Source organism: Microbispora sp. NPDC046973 (assembly GCF_040644495.1).
Classification (GTDB): domain Bacteria; phylum Actinomycetota; class Actinomycetes; order Streptosporangiales; family Streptosporangiaceae; genus Microbispora.
On sequence record NZ_JBEYWQ010000010.1, the window covers coordinates 151,255 to 168,510 of the forward strand.

The 17,256-nt window shown below is 73.9% G+C and carries 12 protein-coding genes; 2 read left to right on the forward strand and 10 right to left on the reverse strand.

The window, feature by feature from the left end; translation table 11 throughout:
• Positions 1–44 precede the first annotated feature (44 nt).
• Positions 45–794, forward strand: a complete 750-nt coding sequence (locus ABZ860_RS20455) for a TetR/AcrR family transcriptional regulator (protein WP_357222298.1) — start codon at positions 45–47, stop codon at positions 792–794.
• A 66-nt stretch (positions 795–860) separates the two neighbouring features.
• Here the strand turns inward: ABZ860_RS20455 and ABZ860_RS20460 are convergent, their stop codons facing one another.
• The 5 genes from ABZ860_RS20460 to ABZ860_RS20480 form a co-directional block, all read right to left on the reverse strand.
• Positions 861–1,502, reverse strand: a complete 642-nt coding sequence (locus ABZ860_RS20460; RefSeq protein ID WP_357222300.1) for a type II toxin-antitoxin system PemK/MazF family toxin — start codon at positions 1,500–1,502, stop codon at positions 861–863.
• Positions 1,503–1,673: 171 nt separating this feature from the next.
• Positions 1,674–2,684, reverse strand: coding sequence for an NAD-dependent epimerase/dehydratase family protein (locus ABZ860_RS20465; RefSeq protein WP_357222302.1), 1,011 nt, complete (start codon positions 2,682–2,684; stop codon positions 1,674–1,676).
• A 112-nt stretch (positions 2,685–2,796) separates the two neighbouring features.
• The gene (locus ABZ860_RS20470) at positions 2,797–5,061 is read right to left on the reverse strand and encodes a SulP family inorganic anion transporter (RefSeq protein WP_357222304.1); all 2,265 of its coding nucleotides are present in this window, start codon (positions 5,059–5,061) and stop codon (positions 2,797–2,799) included.
• A 53-nt stretch (positions 5,062–5,114) separates the two neighbouring features.
• Positions 5,115–7,097: a hypothetical protein gene (locus tag ABZ860_RS20475; RefSeq protein ID WP_357222306.1), complete on the reverse strand. Its 1,983-nt coding sequence runs from the start codon at positions 7,095–7,097 to the stop codon at positions 5,115–5,117.
• Positions 7,098–7,280: 183 nt separating this feature from the next.
• Positions 7,281–7,826: a YbhB/YbcL family Raf kinase inhibitor-like protein gene (locus tag ABZ860_RS20480; RefSeq protein WP_357222308.1), complete on the reverse strand. Its 546-nt coding sequence runs from the start codon at positions 7,824–7,826 to the stop codon at positions 7,281–7,283.
• A gap of 224 nt (positions 7,827–8,050) precedes the next feature.
• Between ABZ860_RS20480 and ABZ860_RS20485 the strand changes: the two genes are divergently transcribed.
• Positions 8,051–11,272 (forward strand): BTAD domain-containing putative transcriptional regulator, encoded by a 3,222-nt coding sequence (locus tag ABZ860_RS20485; RefSeq protein ID WP_357222309.1) that lies wholly within the window; start codon positions 8,051–8,053, stop codon positions 11,270–11,272.
• Positions 11,273–11,292: 20 nt separating this feature from the next.
• Here the strand turns inward: ABZ860_RS20485 and ABZ860_RS20490 are convergent, their stop codons facing one another.
• The 5 genes from ABZ860_RS20490 to ABZ860_RS20510 all read right to left on the reverse strand — a co-directional run bounded on the left by ABZ860_RS20490 (position 11,293) and on the right by ABZ860_RS20510 (position 16,937).
• Entirely contained in the window at positions 11,293–12,105 is an 813-nt protein-coding gene (locus ABZ860_RS20490) for an ABC transporter permease (protein WP_357222311.1), read from the reverse strand.
• Positions 12,106–12,151: 46 nt separating this feature from the next.
• On the reverse strand, positions 12,152–13,114 hold the full coding sequence (locus ABZ860_RS20495) for an ATP-binding cassette domain-containing protein (RefSeq protein WP_357222313.1): 963 nt from the start codon (positions 13,112–13,114) through the stop codon (positions 12,152–12,154).
• A 126-nt stretch (positions 13,115–13,240) separates the two neighbouring features.
• A complete protein-coding gene (locus tag ABZ860_RS20500) occupies positions 13,241–14,062 on the reverse strand; it encodes an SAM-dependent methyltransferase (RefSeq protein ID WP_357222315.1) in 822 nt (273 codons plus the stop codon).
• 141 nt (positions 14,063–14,203) lie between these two features.
• Positions 14,204–15,418: a helix-turn-helix domain-containing protein gene (locus tag ABZ860_RS20505; protein ID WP_357222317.1), complete on the reverse strand. Its 1,215-nt coding sequence runs from the start codon at positions 15,416–15,418 to the stop codon at positions 14,204–14,206.
• A 127-nt stretch (positions 15,419–15,545) separates the two neighbouring features.
• A complete protein-coding gene (locus tag ABZ860_RS20510; RefSeq protein ID WP_357222319.1) occupies positions 15,546–16,937 on the reverse strand; it encodes a hypothetical protein in 1,392 nt (463 codons plus the stop codon).
• Positions 16,938–17,256: the final 319 nt, after the last annotated feature.

Below are 17,256 nucleotides of genomic sequence, written 5' to 3' on the forward strand. Positions count from 1 at the left end.
GGGTACCGTGTACGCAATAGTGCGACGACCTGGGACGATCAACGATGACGGGCCACGAGAACCTGTGGATGCGACCCGAGCGCCCTGCTCGCGGGCCACGGCCGAGCTTCAGCCGCGCCGCCCTCGCGGAAGCGGCGATCCGCATCGCCGACGCCGAGGGGCTGGAGGCGATCTCCATGCGGCGGCTCGCCGCCGATCTCGGCGCGGGCACGATGTCCCTGTATCGCTACGTGACGAGCAAGGACGAGGTGTTCGACCTCATGGTCGACACCGTGGTGGGGGAGTACCTGCCGGATGACCGGCCCCCGCCGGACGACTGGGTCGAGGGCCTCCGCCTGCTGGCCGGGCAGGCCCGGCGCACCATGCTCCGCCACCCGTGGCTCGCGCCGCTGGCCGCCGGACGTCCGCAGGTCGGCCCGAACAGCGCGCGCCTGATGGAGACCGCCCTCGGCATGCTCGGCGGTCTCGGCCTGAGCGTCGACGAGATGCTGACCCTCGTCGGCGCGGTCTTCGCGTACGTGAACGGCTACATCCAGAGCGAAGTGGCCGAGGCGGAGGCGCTGCGGCGGTCGGGGCTCACGCTGGCGCAGCGGCTGGCGCAGCACCTGTCCTACATCCAGTCGCTCATCGCGACGGGGAACTATCCCATGCTTGAGCGGATGACGATGGAGGGCGGGCGGGAGTACACGGGCACCGACGACCGCTTCGCGTACGGTCTCGACCGGCTGCTCGACGGCATCGCCGCGGGTCTGCCGCCGCGCGGCGGCCCGGAAGGGCCCGTGCGGTCACGGTGACGCCGACGGCCGGTCTCGGAGGCGGGCCCGGTCTCGGAGGCGGGCCCGGTCTCGGAGAGGCGCGGATCAGTTCGGGGTGATCTCGTGGAGGCGGCAGACCTGCCGCCAGACGCGCGCGTCGAGCGTGCCCGCCCTGTCCTGGAAGTCGGCGACGGGCACGCGCACCGGGCCGGTGAGGTCGAGGAAGCTGTTGTGGTCGGCGTCCGGGTCCCAGGTGCGCGTGGGGATCTCCACGTGGTCGGAGCGGTCGCTGCGGTCCTGGCTCGTGATCTTCAGGACCTCGGCGCCGCCCCGGTCTGTCCTGAGCACCACGCAGGGGCGCACCTTGTGGCCCGGCCCGTCCTCGTAGGGCACGTCGGCCCACCAGATCTCACCCGGACACGGACCGGCCTGGGCGGCCGCGCCGCCGCGCACGCCCGCTGCGCCGCCCGTCGTGCGGCCCGCACCCCTGCCGCCACCCCGGCCCCCTGCGCCGGAGCCGGTGCCGTGGCTCGTGTGAGGAGCGGCGCCGCTACCGGGCCCGGCGCCCGGCCGTGCGGTCGGGGCACGCCCTCCGGGCCGCGCGGTACGGCCGGCGCGGCCCGAGGGGCGGCCGCCCGACGAGGGGCGCGACGAGGACCGCCGGCGCGAGGTCCCCGGCAGGCGCCCGGCCACCCCGAGCGCCCCGAGAACGAGCAGCACGGCCACGATCACAACCACCCAGATCATGGCCGACAGCCTACGGCCCCGCGCGGGCGGCTCCGGCGGCCGAGTCCGCTCCGCCCCCGCCGCTCGCCTGTCCGCTTGGCCCGCTCGCTCCGGAGGCCGAGTCCGCTCCGCCCCCGCCTCCGCCGTGCGCCCAACCGGCCGCACACGGGGCAGCGGGCGGGCCGGTCGCCGTCAGGAGCGGGCGTCCCAGGCCGCGAGGATGCGCGCCTCCTTCTCCGGGTCGATGCCGTGGTTGTTCACCCGGCCGAACACGCGCTGCTCCTCGGGGATGCCCTTCAGCCACTCCCAGGTGTCCCGGACGGTCTCCCGCACCGGCCTGCAGGTGAGACCCGCGGCGACGGCCTTGGCGGAGGAGTGCGTCCACACGCCCTGGCGGTCCGCCCCCGGATACCACAGCGGAAGCTCGGTCCAGATCTCCACGCCCTGGTCCACCAGGAATTCGTCGTCGGCCCACACCAGCTCCGCGTCCGAGCCGGTGACCTCCACGCAGTCGTTCAGCCAGCCGCCGTACGTCGCGTTGCCCTGCACCCCGCCCGTCATGTAGCGGCCGGTGGTGCCCCTGGCCGCCTGGTCGAGGGTGAACGCCGCGATGTCGCGGGCGTCGATGAGCTGGATCGGCAGCGCGGGGTCGCCGGGGGCGAGCACGCGCCCACCCCTGGCGATGCGGGTGAGCCACCAGGGCAGCCGGCCCACGTTCTCGTGCGGGCCGAGGATCAGACCGGGCTGGATGACCAGCGCGCCGCCGTCGAAGTGCTGCTCGACCGCCCGTTCGCAGCCGGCCTTCAGCACGCCGTAGTCGCCGAACTCGGCGTCCGCGTCCGGCGGGCACTCGTGCAGCGGGAAGGTCTCGTCGACGCCGGGCTTGTCGGGCCAGTCCGGGTAGGCGGAGATGCTGGAGATGAACGTGTAGTGGGGGGCGTGCCCCGACAGCGTGCGTACCGACTCCAGGACGACGCGGGGGACGAACCCGCACACGTCGATCACCGCGTCCCACTGCCTGCCGTCGGCGAGCCGCCGCAGGTCGTCGGTGCTCTCGCGGTCGCCGCGCACCGCCTCCACGCCGGGCAGGTCGGTCCCGCTCCTGCCCCGGTTGAACGTCGTGACCTCATGCCCGCGCCGCAGGGCCTCCTCCACGATGGCGCGTCCGAGAAACACCGAACCGCCGATGACCAGAATTTTCATACGGTCCATCCTTGGCCTGCCGGCACCGGCCGTCTGCCCGGTTTCACGGTCGGCGGACATGATCCGCTGACAGCGAAGCCGGTCTTCCCTTCCGGCTCCCCGGAACGGCGGTTCAGCCGGTGCGCAGCTCGGGGACGGGCGTGAAGCGCTCCTGCTCCAGCAGGTGCACGCGCGCCGCGCCGATGTCGAAGTACAGGCCCGTGAGCTCCAGCTTCCCGGCCCGTACGAGGGTGTCCACGAACGGGTGGGTCCGCAGGTTGTCGAGCTGCTGGATCACGTTGGTCCGGCAGAGCCGGTCGAGCGGCCCGGCGTCGTCGTCACCCGGCTCGGCGGCCACGAACCTGGCCAGGCTCTGCCGCCCGTGCCGCAGCCAGTTGCGCAGCGCGGGCAGGTCGGGCACCTCGCCCAGCAGGGCGGCCATCGCGCCGCATCCCGAATGCCCGCAGACCGTGATCGTGCGCACGTCGAGCACCTTCACGGCGTACTCGATGGTGGCGGCGACCGAGTCGTCGGCGGGGACGGCGCCGGCGCGCGGCACGAGGTTGCCGATGTTGCGCAGGGTGAACAGGTCTCCGGGACCGCTCGCGGTGATGATGTTCGGCACGATGCGGGAGTCCGCGCAGGTGATGAACAGGTGCGACGGCGACTGCTTGCGGGCCATGCGGTGAAGCACCGGGCGGACCATCGGCGCGGTCCTGCGCTGGAACTCCCGTGTCCCCTCCAGCAGGTCGGGCACGCCTTGCGGCTCGCAGAGCACGGGGACGTCGTGGCTCGCGCCGTCCGCGCCGATCACGGCGTAGGACCCGGCGGCGGCGTCGGTGGGACGGGAGCGGCGCCGGTAGGCCCAGGGCAGCCACCAGCGGTCGTGCCGGGGCGGGATCCTGGCCGGGAACAGGCGGACGCCGCTGATCGCGGCGGAGTACCACTCGCCGTGCGGCTCGTCCACGTCGATCACACCGCCGGCGCGTTCGTGCTCCAGCCGCCAGGTGTGCAGCGCCTCGAAGGCGGCGTTGTCCATGAAGTCGAGGTGCAGGTCGAGCTCGACCGCGGCCCCCGCGGGGATGCCGCGCAGCGCCTCGGTCAGCCGGGGCACGCCGAGGAACGTCAGCGACCCGGTGACGACGACGCTCCAGCGCCGCTCGCCCGCCTGCCGTACGTCGACCGAGACCCAGGCCAGGCGGCGCAGGGCGAGCAGGGCGGCCAGCCCGAGGCCGATCGCCACGCCCTCGGCCAGGCCGATCAGCACGACTCCGGCCATGGTCACGAAGTAGACCGGCATCTCGCGGTGGTTGCGCAGGTTGCGGACGTGCCCGAGGTTGACCATCTGCACGCCGATGAACAGCAGCAGCGCCGCGAGCGCCTCCAGGGGGATCAGCGCGATCATCCAGGCGAAGGCCGCGGTGAACAGCAGCACCCACACCCCGTGGAGCACCGTGGACCAGCGGCTGCGGGCGCCCGCCCGCGCGTTGGTGGTCGTGCGCACGACGACGCCCGCCACCGGAAGGCCGCCGAGCGCGCCGGACACCACGTTCGCCACGCCCTGCGCGGTGAGCTCGCGGTCGAGGTCGGCCCGGGGACCGTCGTGCAGGCGGTTGGAGGCCACGCAGGTCAGCAGCGACTCCACCCCGGCGAGGAGGGCGACGAGCAGGACGGCTCCGGCGATCGCGTGCCAGTCGCCCTGCGGCATCAGAGGTCCCTGGACCGAGGAGAACCCGCCCTTCAGGTCGACCTTCGTCAGATCCCAGCCCGTCACCGCGGCCGTCAGCGTGGCGACCATCAGCGCGGCGAGCGGGGCGGGCACGGTGCGCAGCCGGGGGATGCGGCCCCACACGAGCAGCACCCCGATCGTCAGGACGCCGATCATGACGGCGTGCGTGTGGTTGTCGAGGATCTGGGCGGGGAGTTCGAGGACGTTCTCCAACGCGGAGCGCTGCGGCGAACCGCCGAGCACGATGTGCAGCTGGGACAGCGCGATCACCACGCCAACCCCGGCGAGCATGCCGTGGACGACCGCGGGGGAGACCCCGAGCGCCGCCCGCGCCACCTTCAGCCCGCCGAGGACCAACTGGAGCAGGCCAGCCATGACGGTGATGGCGCACGTGGCGCGCCACCCGTAGGTGTGGACGAGCTCGGCGACCACCAGGGACAGCCCCGCGGCCGGGCCGCTCACCTGGACGACGGACCCGCCGAGTGCGCCGGCCACCACGCCGCCGACCACGGCGGCGACGAGCCCGGCGGCCACCGGTGCGCCGGACGCGACCGCGATGCCGAGTGACAGCGGCACCGCCACCAGGAAGACCACCAGCGATGCGGGCACATCGTGCCGGAGCACCGACTTCCAGTCACGTAGCGAGATCGTGTCGTCACTCAGCGTCATGGGCCGACGATATGTCAGCCGCGCAGGCCGTCACCAGGCAGGCAACGGGAAAATCACCGGTAGTAGTCGGGATAGTCGCTCTCCGGGTTGCGGTGGCTGCCCCGCCGCCGCCCGCCCGCCGAGGTGGGGGTGTCGCCGTGGGCCTCGTCGTAGGAGGGCCAGCTTCCGCCCGCGTTCTGCTCGGGCCACGACGGCTGGGTGCCGCCGTATCCCTGCTGCTGCGGGTCGTAGCCGTACTGGCTCTGCCCCGACGGCGCGTCGTAGCCCGCCGACTCGTAGGGCGAGGCGGTTCCCTGCGCCGCGCCGGTCACCGTGTCCGAGGCGTCGATCGTCGCCCAGCCCGTGCTCACCTCGTACGACGGGGTGGAGGGCGCGCCGGGCGACGGCGCCGAGGCGGCCGGATAGCCGCCCTCGGCGGCGTAGCCGGACGAGTAGCCGTCGTAGGCCGGGGTCTGGTAGGTCTCCGCGTTGGGCCAGGAGGACGCGCCACGCGGGGGTTCCGGGTCGTCGAGCACGTCGCGGGCGCCCGCCCAGGAGGAGGAGCCCGTCGTGGGGGCGGAGGCGGCGGGGACCGGCGGGTAGCTGCCCGCGACCGGCCAGCCGGGGTCGGTGGCGCCGCCGGCGTCGGAGCCGGAGCCCGTCACCCCGGTGCCTGCCGGGTTGGGCGGGTACGACGGCGAGGCGCCGGCCGCGCGGAACGGGCCCGTCGCGACGCGAGACGGATCGTGGGCGTCGGATCGGGGGGTGTCGTAGCTCGCCGCCGCCCACGCGTCGAAAGAGCCGCCGGTCGAGCGGGGCGCGGGGTCGGCGAGGGCGTCGGCCGATGAGGCGGCGGGCGCCGCGGCCTCGAACGCGCCGCTCGTGCGGGCCGCGTCGTACGCGCCGGCGACGAAGGACCCGGTGGCCGGGACGGGGGAGGACGGCGCAGTGTCGTAGCGGCCGTCGTGGGAGCCCGCGCCGCCCTGCGAGGCGAACGGCCCGGTGCCCGCGGGCGTGTCGTAGGCGGGAGCCCCGAACGGGCCGGTGCTCGCCGCGATCCCGAGGGGGTCGGCGCCCGGCTGCGTCCCGTACGAGCCGGTGCTCGCGGAGGACGGGAACGGGCCCGTGGCGCGCTGGCCGTCGTAGGAGCCGCCGGCCTGCGCGGCCTCGCCTCCTGCGGCCGAGGCGGCGGCGCGGCGGGCCGCGGCCCGCGACGAGCGGCCGGACCTGCTCGACCTGGCCGGCCTGCCGGACGCGCCCGGCGCGCCCGGCTGGGTCCCTGCGGCGGCCGCGAAGGGGTCGCTGACCGGAGACACGGGGGCGTTCACCGCGGGGGAGTCGAACGGGCCGGTCGCGCGGCTCGCGTCGAAGGGACCGGTCGAGGGGGAGCCGGCCGGAGCCGCGGAGGCGTCGAGCAGGTCGGGCGTCGGCGCGGAGAAGGTGACGGTCTTCTGGTCGGCTATGGCCGAGGCGGAGACGGGGGCGGCGGGAAGCACGGGCTCGTCCGCGCCGGCGCGCCGGGCGCGGCCCGGACGGGCGGGCAGAGGGGCCTGCACGGTCACGGCGTCGGGGTCGGCCGTCTGGGCCGCGGCGCCGGCCGCGTCCGCGGTCTCGTCAACCGGCCGCGGGGTGGCCATCCTCGCGGCGATCGTCCCCCCGAAGCCGCCCTCGTCGGCGCGTACGCGCGACCAGTAGTCGTCGTCGTAGTCGTCGGCCTCGCCCCACTCGTCCACGCCGCGCTTGCCGCGGGCTGCGGCGGGCTGTTTGCCGCCGCGCTGCGCGGGGCGCGCCGCCTGCCGGCCGCCGGGGCGGGGGGCGGGACGGGGTGCGGGCCGCTGCTTCTCCGGCTCCTCGAAGGCGTCGAACCCCTTCGGGAAGCTCTCGAAGAACGTCTCCTCGGCGGGCCGCCGGGGCTTGGGGCCCTTGTTCTCGGCCATCGCCTTGATGCGCTCGGCGGAGAGAGCACTCTCCCTGCGGTTCATCGACCGCATGCCCAGCGCCACGACCAGCAGCACGAGAAGCACGACGGCGACAAGACCCACAATGACCGCAGTCATAGCACCACCCTCAAGGCCATGGCCTTTCTGCGGCGCCGGTGAGGTCGCGCGGCCATCGACGCGACCTGCCCCCTTTGATCACCTGCGCTCAGCAATTGGATCCGATTCTGCTCGACCACAATGACCGTTGTCACACCCTAGGTGAAGATTGGTGTAGCACGACTACCTCCGGTGCCCAGCATGTCACTCGATCGTGTTCGCCGTGAGGCGCCCACGGGCGATGGTGTGACTCGCGATGCCCTCCAGGGTCTCCGCGAGGTCGGCCCCCTGCTTCAGGTCGAGCTTCGTGTTCAGCGCGTAGACAGTGAAACGGTAGCTGCCGTCGGCCTGGCATGGGGGCGCATAGCCCACCTTCCCGCTCGACGTCATGCCCTGCCGGGCACCGCGGGGGACGTCGTTCATGCCCAGCTCGGTCGTCGCGGGGTCGATGTCGAACACCACCCAGTGCACCTCCGGGCCGCTGCGGGGACTGTTGTCGTCGACCACGAGGGCCACCGACTTGGCGCCCGACGTGCCCGACCAGCGGAGAGGCGGGTTGCCCTGCCCCCCCTTACAGGAGTAGTCGTCCGGCAGGGGGGCGCCGTCGCGGAACTGCGGGCTCGACACGCTGATGACGTCGAGGTTCCTCGGCGATCCCCCGCCTAGGATTCCGCAGCCCGACGCGGCCAGCGTGAGCGCCGTCACCGTGACGGCGGCTCGCGCGACCGCTGATTTTCTCGGCGACCCCATGCCCGATGATGCTACGCGGATTGGACAGGTGCCCCGACCGGATCGCGGTGATCCGTACCGATGACCGGGCCCGTACGGGCCGTTGACCTCCGTGTTCTCCCGAATCGATCCGTACGTGTGGAGGACCGATATGTGGGGGCGCGAGGCACTTCAGGGTGTGAGGCTCCTGCCGCGCCCTTATCCGCCACAATCGAGGCATGCAGGGGGACACACCGGGAGCGGGTATGAGCTTCGCCGTTCTGGGCCCCCTCGACGTACGGCGCGACGGACGGCCGGTCGAGGTCGGCGGGCAGCGGCTGCGGGCCCTGCTGACGCTCCTGCTGCTGGACGCCGGCCGCACCGTCTCCACCGAGGCGCTCGTGGCGGGGGTGTGGGACGATCGCCCGCCGAGCGGCGTGGGAAACGCCCTGCAGGCGCTGGTGTCCCGGCTGCGGGCCACGCTCGGCCGGGGCCTGGTGGTCGGCGGGCCGTCCGGCTACCGCCTGGCCGTCTCCCCCGACCAGGTGGACCTCCACCTGTTCGCCCGCCTCGCGAGGGAGGGCGCCGCGGCGCTGACCGCGGGCGATCCGGGCCGCGCCGCCGGCCTGCTGCGTGAGGCGCTCGGCCTGTGGCGCGGCGCTCCGCTCACCGACCTGCCGAACGCCGAGGCCGAGGTGGCCCGGCTGGAGGAGCTCAGGATCGCGGCCACGGAGGACGGGATCGAGGCGGAGCTGGCCCTGGGCCGGCACGCCGATCTGATCACGCAGCTGCGGCTGCTCGTCACCGCCCATCCGCTGCGGGAACGGCCGTACGGGCAGCTCATGCGCGCTCTCTACGGGGCGGGCCGCCGGGTCGAGGCGCTGGCCGCCTACGAGGAGGCCCGGTCGGTGTTCGCCGACCGGCTCGGTGCCGATCCCTCGCCCGCGCTGGCCGGGCTCCACCTCGCGATGCTGCGGGGCGAGCCCGCCCGGGAGGGAACCCGGCCGCCGCCGGCGGTGACGCCCACCGGGCCCGCCCGGATGGAGCAGGGGCCCGCCCGGGCGCAGCGGGCGCTCTCCCGGACGGATCAGGCGCCGCCGCGCGCTCCGCGCCGGGGCAACCTGAGAGCCCGGCTGACCAGCTTCGTCGGCCGGGACGACGACGTCGGCAGGATCGGCGCGCTCCTCGCCGCCGACCGCCTGGTCACGCTGCTCGGCCCGGGCGGGGCGGGCAAGACGAGGCTCGCGGTGGAGTCGGCCGAGGCGATCGCCGCGCGCGTGCCCGACGGCGTCTGGCTGGTCGAGCTCGCGCCGGTCGGGGACGCGGCGGAGGTGCCGCAGGCCGCCCTGACCGCGCTCGGCCTGCGCGACACCGGTCTGGTGCCCGTCCGCGCGGTGCCCGCGATGCCGTCCGCGCCGAGCGGGGAGTCCGACCCGGTGACCCGGCTCGTCTCCGCTCTGACGGCGCGCGACACGCTGCTCGTGCTGGACAACTGCGAGCACGTGGTCGGGCAGGCGGCCGCGCTCGCCGACCGGCTCCTCGCCGAGTGCCCCGGCCTGCGCATCCTCGCCACCAGCAGGGAGCCGCTCGGCATCACCGGGGAGCGGCTGTGGCCGGTCGGGCCGCTCGGCGCCGGTCACGCCGTGCGGCTGTTCGCCGAACGGGCGGCCGCCGTACGGCCCGGCTACCTGGTGGACGGCGAGCGCGACGCCGTCGAGCGCATCTGCCGCGAGCTCGACGGCATGCCGCTCGCCATCGAACTGGCCGCCGCCCGGCTCCGCACGCTGTCGGCCGGGCAGATCGCCGAGCGGCTCGGCGACCGGTTCCGGCTGCTCACCGGCGGAAGCCGTACGGCGATGCCCCGCCACCAGACGCTCCGCGCGGTGGTGGAGTGGAGCTGGGACCTGCTCGACGCCGCGGAGCGCGCGCTCGCCGCGCGGCTGGCGGTGTTCGCGGGCGGGGCCACCCTGGAGGCCGCCGAACAGGTATGCGACGGTGACATCGACGTGCTCGGCAGGCTGGTGGACAAGTCGCTGGTCGTGTTCGACGGCGGCCGCTACCGCATGCTGGAGACGATCAAGGCGTACGCCGCGGAACGCCTGGCCGAGTTGGGCGACGAGCGGCCGGTGCGGCTCGCCCACGCCGAGTTCTTCGCCCGTCTCGCCGAGGACGCGGAGCCGCACCTGCGCCGGGCCGAGCAGATCGAGTGGCTGGCCCGGCTGTCGGCGGACCACGACAACCTGTCGGCGGCCCTCAGGTGGGCCTGCGAGGAGGCCGAGGCGGACCTCGCGCTGCGCCTGGTCGGCGGGCTCGGGTGGTACTGGTGGCTGTCCGGCCAGCGGCTGGAGGGCGCCCAGCGGTCGGCGGAGGCGCTGACCCTGGCGGGTGAGGACGCCGACCCCGAGCGGCTGGCGCTGGCTCACGCGGTGCACGGCATCACGAGCGCGGGCGGGGAGGGGGACCTGGGGCAGGCCGGGCGGAGCCTGGCGGTCACGGCCCGCTACGCGCGCGACATCCGGGGCGCCGCCCGGCACCCCCTCGTGGCGATCGCGACGCCGATCATGTCGATGTTCTCCGGCCTGCAGGAGGAGGCCGAGACCCAGCTGGAGCCGCTGCTCGGACATCCGGACGGCTGGGTTGCCGCCTCCGCCCGTATCTTCCGCGCCCATCTGTACTTCAACGCGGGCCGCTCCGAGGAGGGCGAGGCCGACCTGGTGATCGCGCTCGACAGGTTCAGGACGGTCGGAGACCGCTGGGGGGTGGGGAACTGCCTGAGCGTCCTCGCGGAGACGAACGCGATGCGCGGCGACCTCGGGAAGGCCGTCCCCTTGATGAGAGAGGCGATCGTGCTCCTGGAGGAGGTCGGTGCCGTCGAGGAGACGCCGTTCCTGCGCACCCGCCTGGCCGTCGCGCTGAGCGCGGCGGGCGACCGGGAGGCCGCCGAGGCGGCTCTGCGGGAGACCGAGCGGTTGTGCGGCGCCACCGGTGACTCTGTCGGGCTGGCCGGGGTGCGTCACGTGCGAGGCGACTTCGCCAGGGCCGACGGCGACCTCGAGACGGCGCGGCGCCACTACGACGAGGCCGTCCGGCTGCTGGAATCCGGGCCGTCCATCCCGCAGTTCGAGGCCACGCTGACGACCTCGCTCGGCCTGCTGGCCGAGCAGGAGGGGGACGCGGCGGCGGCACGCGTCCTGCACGACAGGGCGCTGGCCCTCGCGGTGAAGTCCAACGACGCTCCGGTCATCGGGCACGTGCTCGCCGGGCACGCGGCGCTCGCCGCCCGCGACGGCGACCACGCGCGGGCCGCCGTCATCCTCGGCGGGGCGGAGGCCGTCCGCGGATTCGTCCACGACCTGAGCGTCGACCACCGGAGGGTGGCCGACGCCGCGCGGGCCGTGCTCGGGCCCGGGGAGTTCTCCCGGTGCCGCGAGCGCGGGCGCGCCATGAGCCGCGACGAGGTGCTGGCCTTCGCGTCCGCCGTGCCGTGAGCCGCTCGGGCGGCGTGCTCTCAGGTGCGGTTGCGGAAGGCGCGGACGGCGAGCGGGGCGAAGACGACGGCGATGCCCGCGGCCCATAGCAGCGAGACCGTGGTGTCCGGCGCGACCGGCCCGCCGCCCAGCAGTCCGCGCACGGCGTCCGCCAGGTGGCTGACCGGGTTGACCTCCACCCATCTCTGCAGCCAGGACGGCATGGTGTCGGTGGCGACGAAGGCGTTGCTGGTGAAGGTGATCGGCATCATCAGCGAGAACATCATGATCTGCACCTTCTCCTGGCTGGACGCGGTGACGCCCACCAGCACCGCCGTCCACGACATCGCGAGCGCGAACGTCAGCAGCAGCGCGAGCGCGCCGAGCACCCCGGCGACCCCCGTGTGCACCCGGAAGCCGAGCACCATGCCCAGTCCGAGGAACAGGGCGAACGCCCAGACCTGCTTCAGCGTGTCGGCGACGATGCGCCCGGCCAGCGGGGCGAAGCGGGCGATCGGCAGGCTGCGCAGCCGGTCGAAGACGCCCTTGCCGATGTCGGTGCTGAGGCCCACGGCTGTGGTCATGCTCGCGAACAGCATGTTCTGCGCGACCAGGCCGGGCAGCGCGAACTGCAGGTAGTCGCCGGTGGAGCCCGCGATGGCCCCGCCGAAGACGTAGGTGAACAGCAGCAGGAACATGATCGGCTGCACGCTGAGGTCGAGCAGCTCCATCGGGTTGTGCTTGATCTGCACGAGGCTGCGCCAGGCGAGGGTCATCGTGTGGCTCAGGGCCGCCCTCGCACCCGGCCGGGCGGACGCCGCGACCGCGGGCGCGGTCCGGGTGATCGTGGTCATCGTGTCTCCTCGTCGCTTCGTGCGTCCTGTGACTCCCGTCGCGGCCTCACGCCGCCGCCTCGGCGTCCTGCCGCCCGCCCTCGGCGCGGTGGCCGGTCAGCGCGAGGAACACCTCGTCGAGGCTCGCCCGCCGCAGCGACAGCTCCGCCGCGACCACGTCGAGGTCGTCGAGGCGCCGTACGATCGCGGGGACGGCCGCGGGGTCGCGCACCGGGGCCGTGACCTGGCCCTGGGCGACCTCCGGCGTGACGTCGAGCACGTCGGCCACCACGCGGCGGACGAGGTCGAGGTGGGCGGCCTCGATGGGCCGCACCTCCAGGACCTGGCCCCCGGCCGCCGCCTTCAGGCCGTCCGGCGTGCCACCGGCGATCACCTTCCCGTGGTCGAACACCACGATGTCGTCCGCGAGCTGGTCGGCCTCCTCCAGGTACTGCGTCGTGAGCAGGACGGTCACGCCCTCGTCCTGGAGGCCGCGGACGACGCCCCACAGCTCGGTGCGGCTGCGCGGGTCGAGGCCGGTCGTCGGCTCGTCCAGGAACAGCACCTGGGGGCGGCCCACGAGGCTCGCGGCGAGGTCCAGCCGGCGGCGCATGCCGCCCGAGTAGGTCTTGGCCGCCCGCCCTCCCGCGTCGGTGAGCGCGAAGCGGTCGAGCAGGCCCACCGCCCGGCGCCGTGCGTCCGCCCTCGTCAGGCCCAGCAGGCGGCCGATCATCACCAGGTTCTCGACCCCGGTCAGGGACTCGTCGACGGCCGCGTACTGCCCGGTCAGCCCGATGAGCGAGCGCACCTGGTGCGCCTGCCGGACCACGTCGAACCCCGCCACGTGCGCCCCGCCCCCGTCCGGCCGCACGAGCGTCGCCAGGATCCGCACCACGGTGGTCTTCCCCGCCCCGTTGGGGCCCAGGACGCCCAGGAGACGGCCCTGCGGCACCTCCAGGTCCACCCCGTGGAGCGCCCTCGTCTCGCCGTATCGTTTCGCCAGGCCCTCGGCCCGGATCGCATAGCCCATGGCGTCTCCTCCGCTCGTGTGCGCCTCCACTCTGCGGAGCGGCGCTGACACGGCCCTGAGGGCGGCCGCCGGCCGCTGAGATATCGCTGACGGCGCGCTGAGAAGGCGGGGAGGGCCGGCGCGACGTCAGGGACGGCGGGCCAGGACTCCGATGTAACCGCTGTTGCCGGAGTCGCCCGGGTACTGGTCGTGGCGGGGACGCCAGAGTTCGACGGGCACGACGCCGGGTTCCAGAACCTCCATGCCGTCCAGCATGGCGGCGAGTTGCTCGGGTCCACGGTGCACGAAGCCCCCGGCGGGGGTCTTGCCGTAGACCGACTGCGCCTGCTCCACCTTGGTCTGCTCCGAGCGCCGGACGTAGGTGTGGGAGACGGCGAGGTAGCCGCCGGAGGGCAGCCCGTCGCGAAGGCTCGAGACGATCCTGCTCACCTCCGCGTCGTCGGTGAAGAAGTGCAGGACCGCCAGCGCGAGGATCGCCACCGGCCGGTCGAAGTCCAGGTGCGCGCGGACCCGCTCGTCGGCGAGGATCTCGCCGGGCCGCTGCAGATCCCCCTTCACCACGACGGTGTCGGGCGTCTCGGCGAGGATGGCGCGTGCGTGCACGAGAACCGTCGGATCGTTGTCCACGTAGACGGTGCGGGAACCGGGACCGAACGTCGCGGCGACCTGGTGCACGTTCTGCTGGGTGGGCAGGCCGGTCCCGATGTCGAGGAACTGGCGCACGCCGGCATCGGCCAGTTCCCTGACCACCCGCACCAGGAAGGCACGGTTGGCGCGGGCCAGCGCGGGGATGTCGTACCCCTGCTCGCGCCCGAGCCGGATGACCTGGTCGGCAGCCTCACGGTCGGAGGCGAAGTTGTCCTTGCCGCCGAGGAAGTAGTCGTAGATGCGCGCGACGCTCGGGACTTTCGGATCGACACCCTCCGGAACGCGTCCTGTCTCCGTCATCCTTCGCCTTCCGCCCGATACGTGCCCCACGGTGAAAAAGCCATCATTGGTGATCATAGGAGGTGTGAGCGCGCCTCACCCCCGCATCGGTGGGGCGCCCGGGACCGCCGGCCGATGGCGGGCGTGGCCGGGCGGGCGTGGTCAGCGTGGTGTCCAGGTCGGGGCAGGCGCGGGGCGGAAGAGGAACGCCTGGTCGCGCCGCCCGGTGCAGGTCTCCTGGGCGATCTCGGCGCCGGGGGCCACGTCGGGCTCGCCGTACAGCGCTCCCAGGCACAGCCCGCTGTGCAGGGGATGCAGGGCGAACCCCGCGCCCGCGGGCTTCAGCAGGAACCGCTGGTGCGCCGCCCCGGAGCAGTTCTCGGGAGCGATCAGCGCGTCCGGGCCGCGCAGCGCCTCGTCGACCGTGAGGCAGCCGACGCCCTCCTTGGGATGGTGCCACTGGATCTCGTAGGCGCCGCCGCCGACCGACTGCAGGTAGGTGTCGGGGACGACATCGCGGCAGGGCCGCTGCACGGCCAGCGGCCGGTCGGTCCGCCCGTTGCGCTCGCGTCCCTCCCCGACGCACAGGTCACGGCCGGCGACGTGCGACGGGACCATGAGATACCACCCGTCGCGCGGGAGGCGGCCGCTCCCGGCCGTCCCGGCGGCGGGGGTGGGCGAGAGGGGGATGGGGGAGAGGGGGATGGGGGAGGCGGTGAGCGGGGTGGGGCCGCCTCCGGCCGTCGCCGCGGCGGGGGAGGCCGGGGGCGTCGCGTCGCCCCCGGCCCAGGGGACGCGCAGTTGCGCCAGGGCCGCGCCCGTGGCGAGGAGCAGGACCAGGGCGCCCGCCCCGGCCACGGCGAGCCGCCGCAGCGCCGGGGGCCCCGGCCGTAGGGTGCCCCGGCCCGGTCCGGCCGGGTCGCCCGGCGGGACGGAGGCCGCGGGATCGGTCTGTTCGTGCCCGTCGAGACCACCGGGCACGAGGCGATCGGCCTGATCGGGCCGGCCGTCCGGGCCGGGCCGCTCCGGCTGGCTCAAGGGGTGGTCCCGGCCGGCGGCCGCGTCATGAGGATCGGCCGGGGGCGTCATGCCTGCGGCCAGCCGTTTCCTCTGCGCCACCCAGCGCGCCGTCTCGGCCTCGCCGAGCCCGCAGGCGCGTACGAAGGCCGCCACGAACTCCTCCCTGGGGAGGGTCGTGCGCCCGAGGGCCCCCGCGATCGTGCTGCTGGGCAGCACGTCTCCCGACGCCTTCGCGGCGGCCGTGAGCTGCCGGTAGGTCAGGCCGGACCACTGGCGAAGACGGCCCAGCGCGGCGACGAACTCGCCCGCGGTGGTCAGGCCGTCAGGTTGGGGAGGCGCGCTGAACGGCCCTGACACGACGATCCTCCCAAGCCACGCTTCGGCGTCGATCCGGGCGAAACACTAACAAAGATCGATGACGCGAGGCAGCCCCCCGGGTCAGCGGATTGCGCCGCCCGGAGGGCCTGGAGGTGGTGCTCGGTTCCTATCCCTGGTCGCGCTTGGTCACGTAGACGAAGTCACCCAGGTTGAATCCCGCGTCGAGACCGCGGTCGGCGTCCCAGCGGTAGTGGACGCCGAGCCAGAGCCTGCTGAGGGCGTCCTCCTCGGCGGCCTGCTGGAAACTCGTGAAGGTCCTGGTCTTCGGGTTGGCGTTCGGATCGTCGGTGGTCGCGGTGAAGGTCAGATCGTGCCCGAACCATCTCTGCATGACACCCGCCCAGGCCCCCGCGAACGTGGCATGCCCGGAGATGTAGGCGGGGAAGGGCGGCGAGAAGTGCTGCCCGGCGGCGTTCACCGACAGCGGCTCCCAGGAGGTGTCGGGCGTGACGGCGGGGTTGAGGCGCGTGTCGGCCAGCTTGATCGCGCTCTCCGGCCGCCACAGGTCGATCGGCGAGTCGAACTTCGCGCCCCAGGCGACGATCGAGGCGTCGGCCAGCGCCATGGACACGAGGTTGAACAGCTCGGCCGTCTCGTTCTGCCTCAGCCCCTTCTGCTTGGCGACCGTCTGGGTGACGGCGAACAGCTGCCCCACCGGCCGATAGGTGCCCTTGCCGTCGTTGGCCCAGAAGAACGCCGCCTGCGTCTGGTCGGCGGACCGCGAGGTGGAGTTCGCCCTCCCGTACTCCTTGACCTCGTTGACCTGCTGCGCGTACTGCGAGCTGCGGACGAGCGGGTCGTAGGAGGTGAAGCCGCCGGGCGGCCCCGGCCGGAACTGCGTGGGCGACGTCATGGCGAACGGCTTGAGCTTCCCCCAGTTCGGCGTCACCGCCGGTCCCGAGCCTGTCTGCCGCCATGCTCCGGGGACCGTGCCCTCCGTGTACGACAGGTCGAGCGCCGGTCCGTCCCCCGATCTTTCGGCGATCATCAGGTCGCCGATCCGCACGCCGTCGGCCCGGCCGCCCTGGATGTAGACCGACGGAACCGACGAGGGGATCTGCGCGAGCGCGTAGGCGAGGTTCGCGTCGAAGTCGATGTACGGATAGAGGTGTTCGAGCACGCGGTGCGCCGCCGCGTCCATCGTGGCCTCTATCGAGTCGTTCGGGTTCTGCTGCGTGATCTTCGGCAGGTACGTGACCGGCGCGGCCGGCCAGTTCGCGTCGTGGAGTGCGATGTGCAGCATGGCACCGGCCCGCGCGAGCCGGGTCGGGTCACCGTCGTGGCTGTACTGCGGGTCGACGCCGTCCCGGGGAAGGGTGCGGATGGTGTCGAGGAAGACGCTGTTCCAGTAGAGCACGTGATCGAAGGCGGACGCCTGCGGCGGGGGCCCCGTGACCGCCGCGTGCGCCGCCTGGGGGAGTGCGACCAGTGTGCCGGCGGTCACGACAGCGGCCGCCGCGATCAGGCGTACGCGTTGCCACCGTGATCGTCGATGCAAGGAGAACCTCCGTGGGAGAAGGCCCCGAGACCCCGGCCCGATGCCGGGGAGAGGGGTGCACCACGGAAGATCGTTGATCGACGAGACGCGGGACAAGGTTCATGATCGTGCGGAACTGTTCCGGACGGTCCCGTACGGCCCTGCTCGCGTGGGACGCCGGGACGGGCGCGTCTGGTCATGCGGCGAATCGTGCGTCCCGGGACGCGTACCGGGCACCGGGAGTCGGGAACCGCGGGCATGCCCGGCCGGACGGCGGAAAGGCGCCCCCCCCGTAGGGGGACACGACCCCCCGCCGCGTACCCCCCCGAGGAGGAGACGC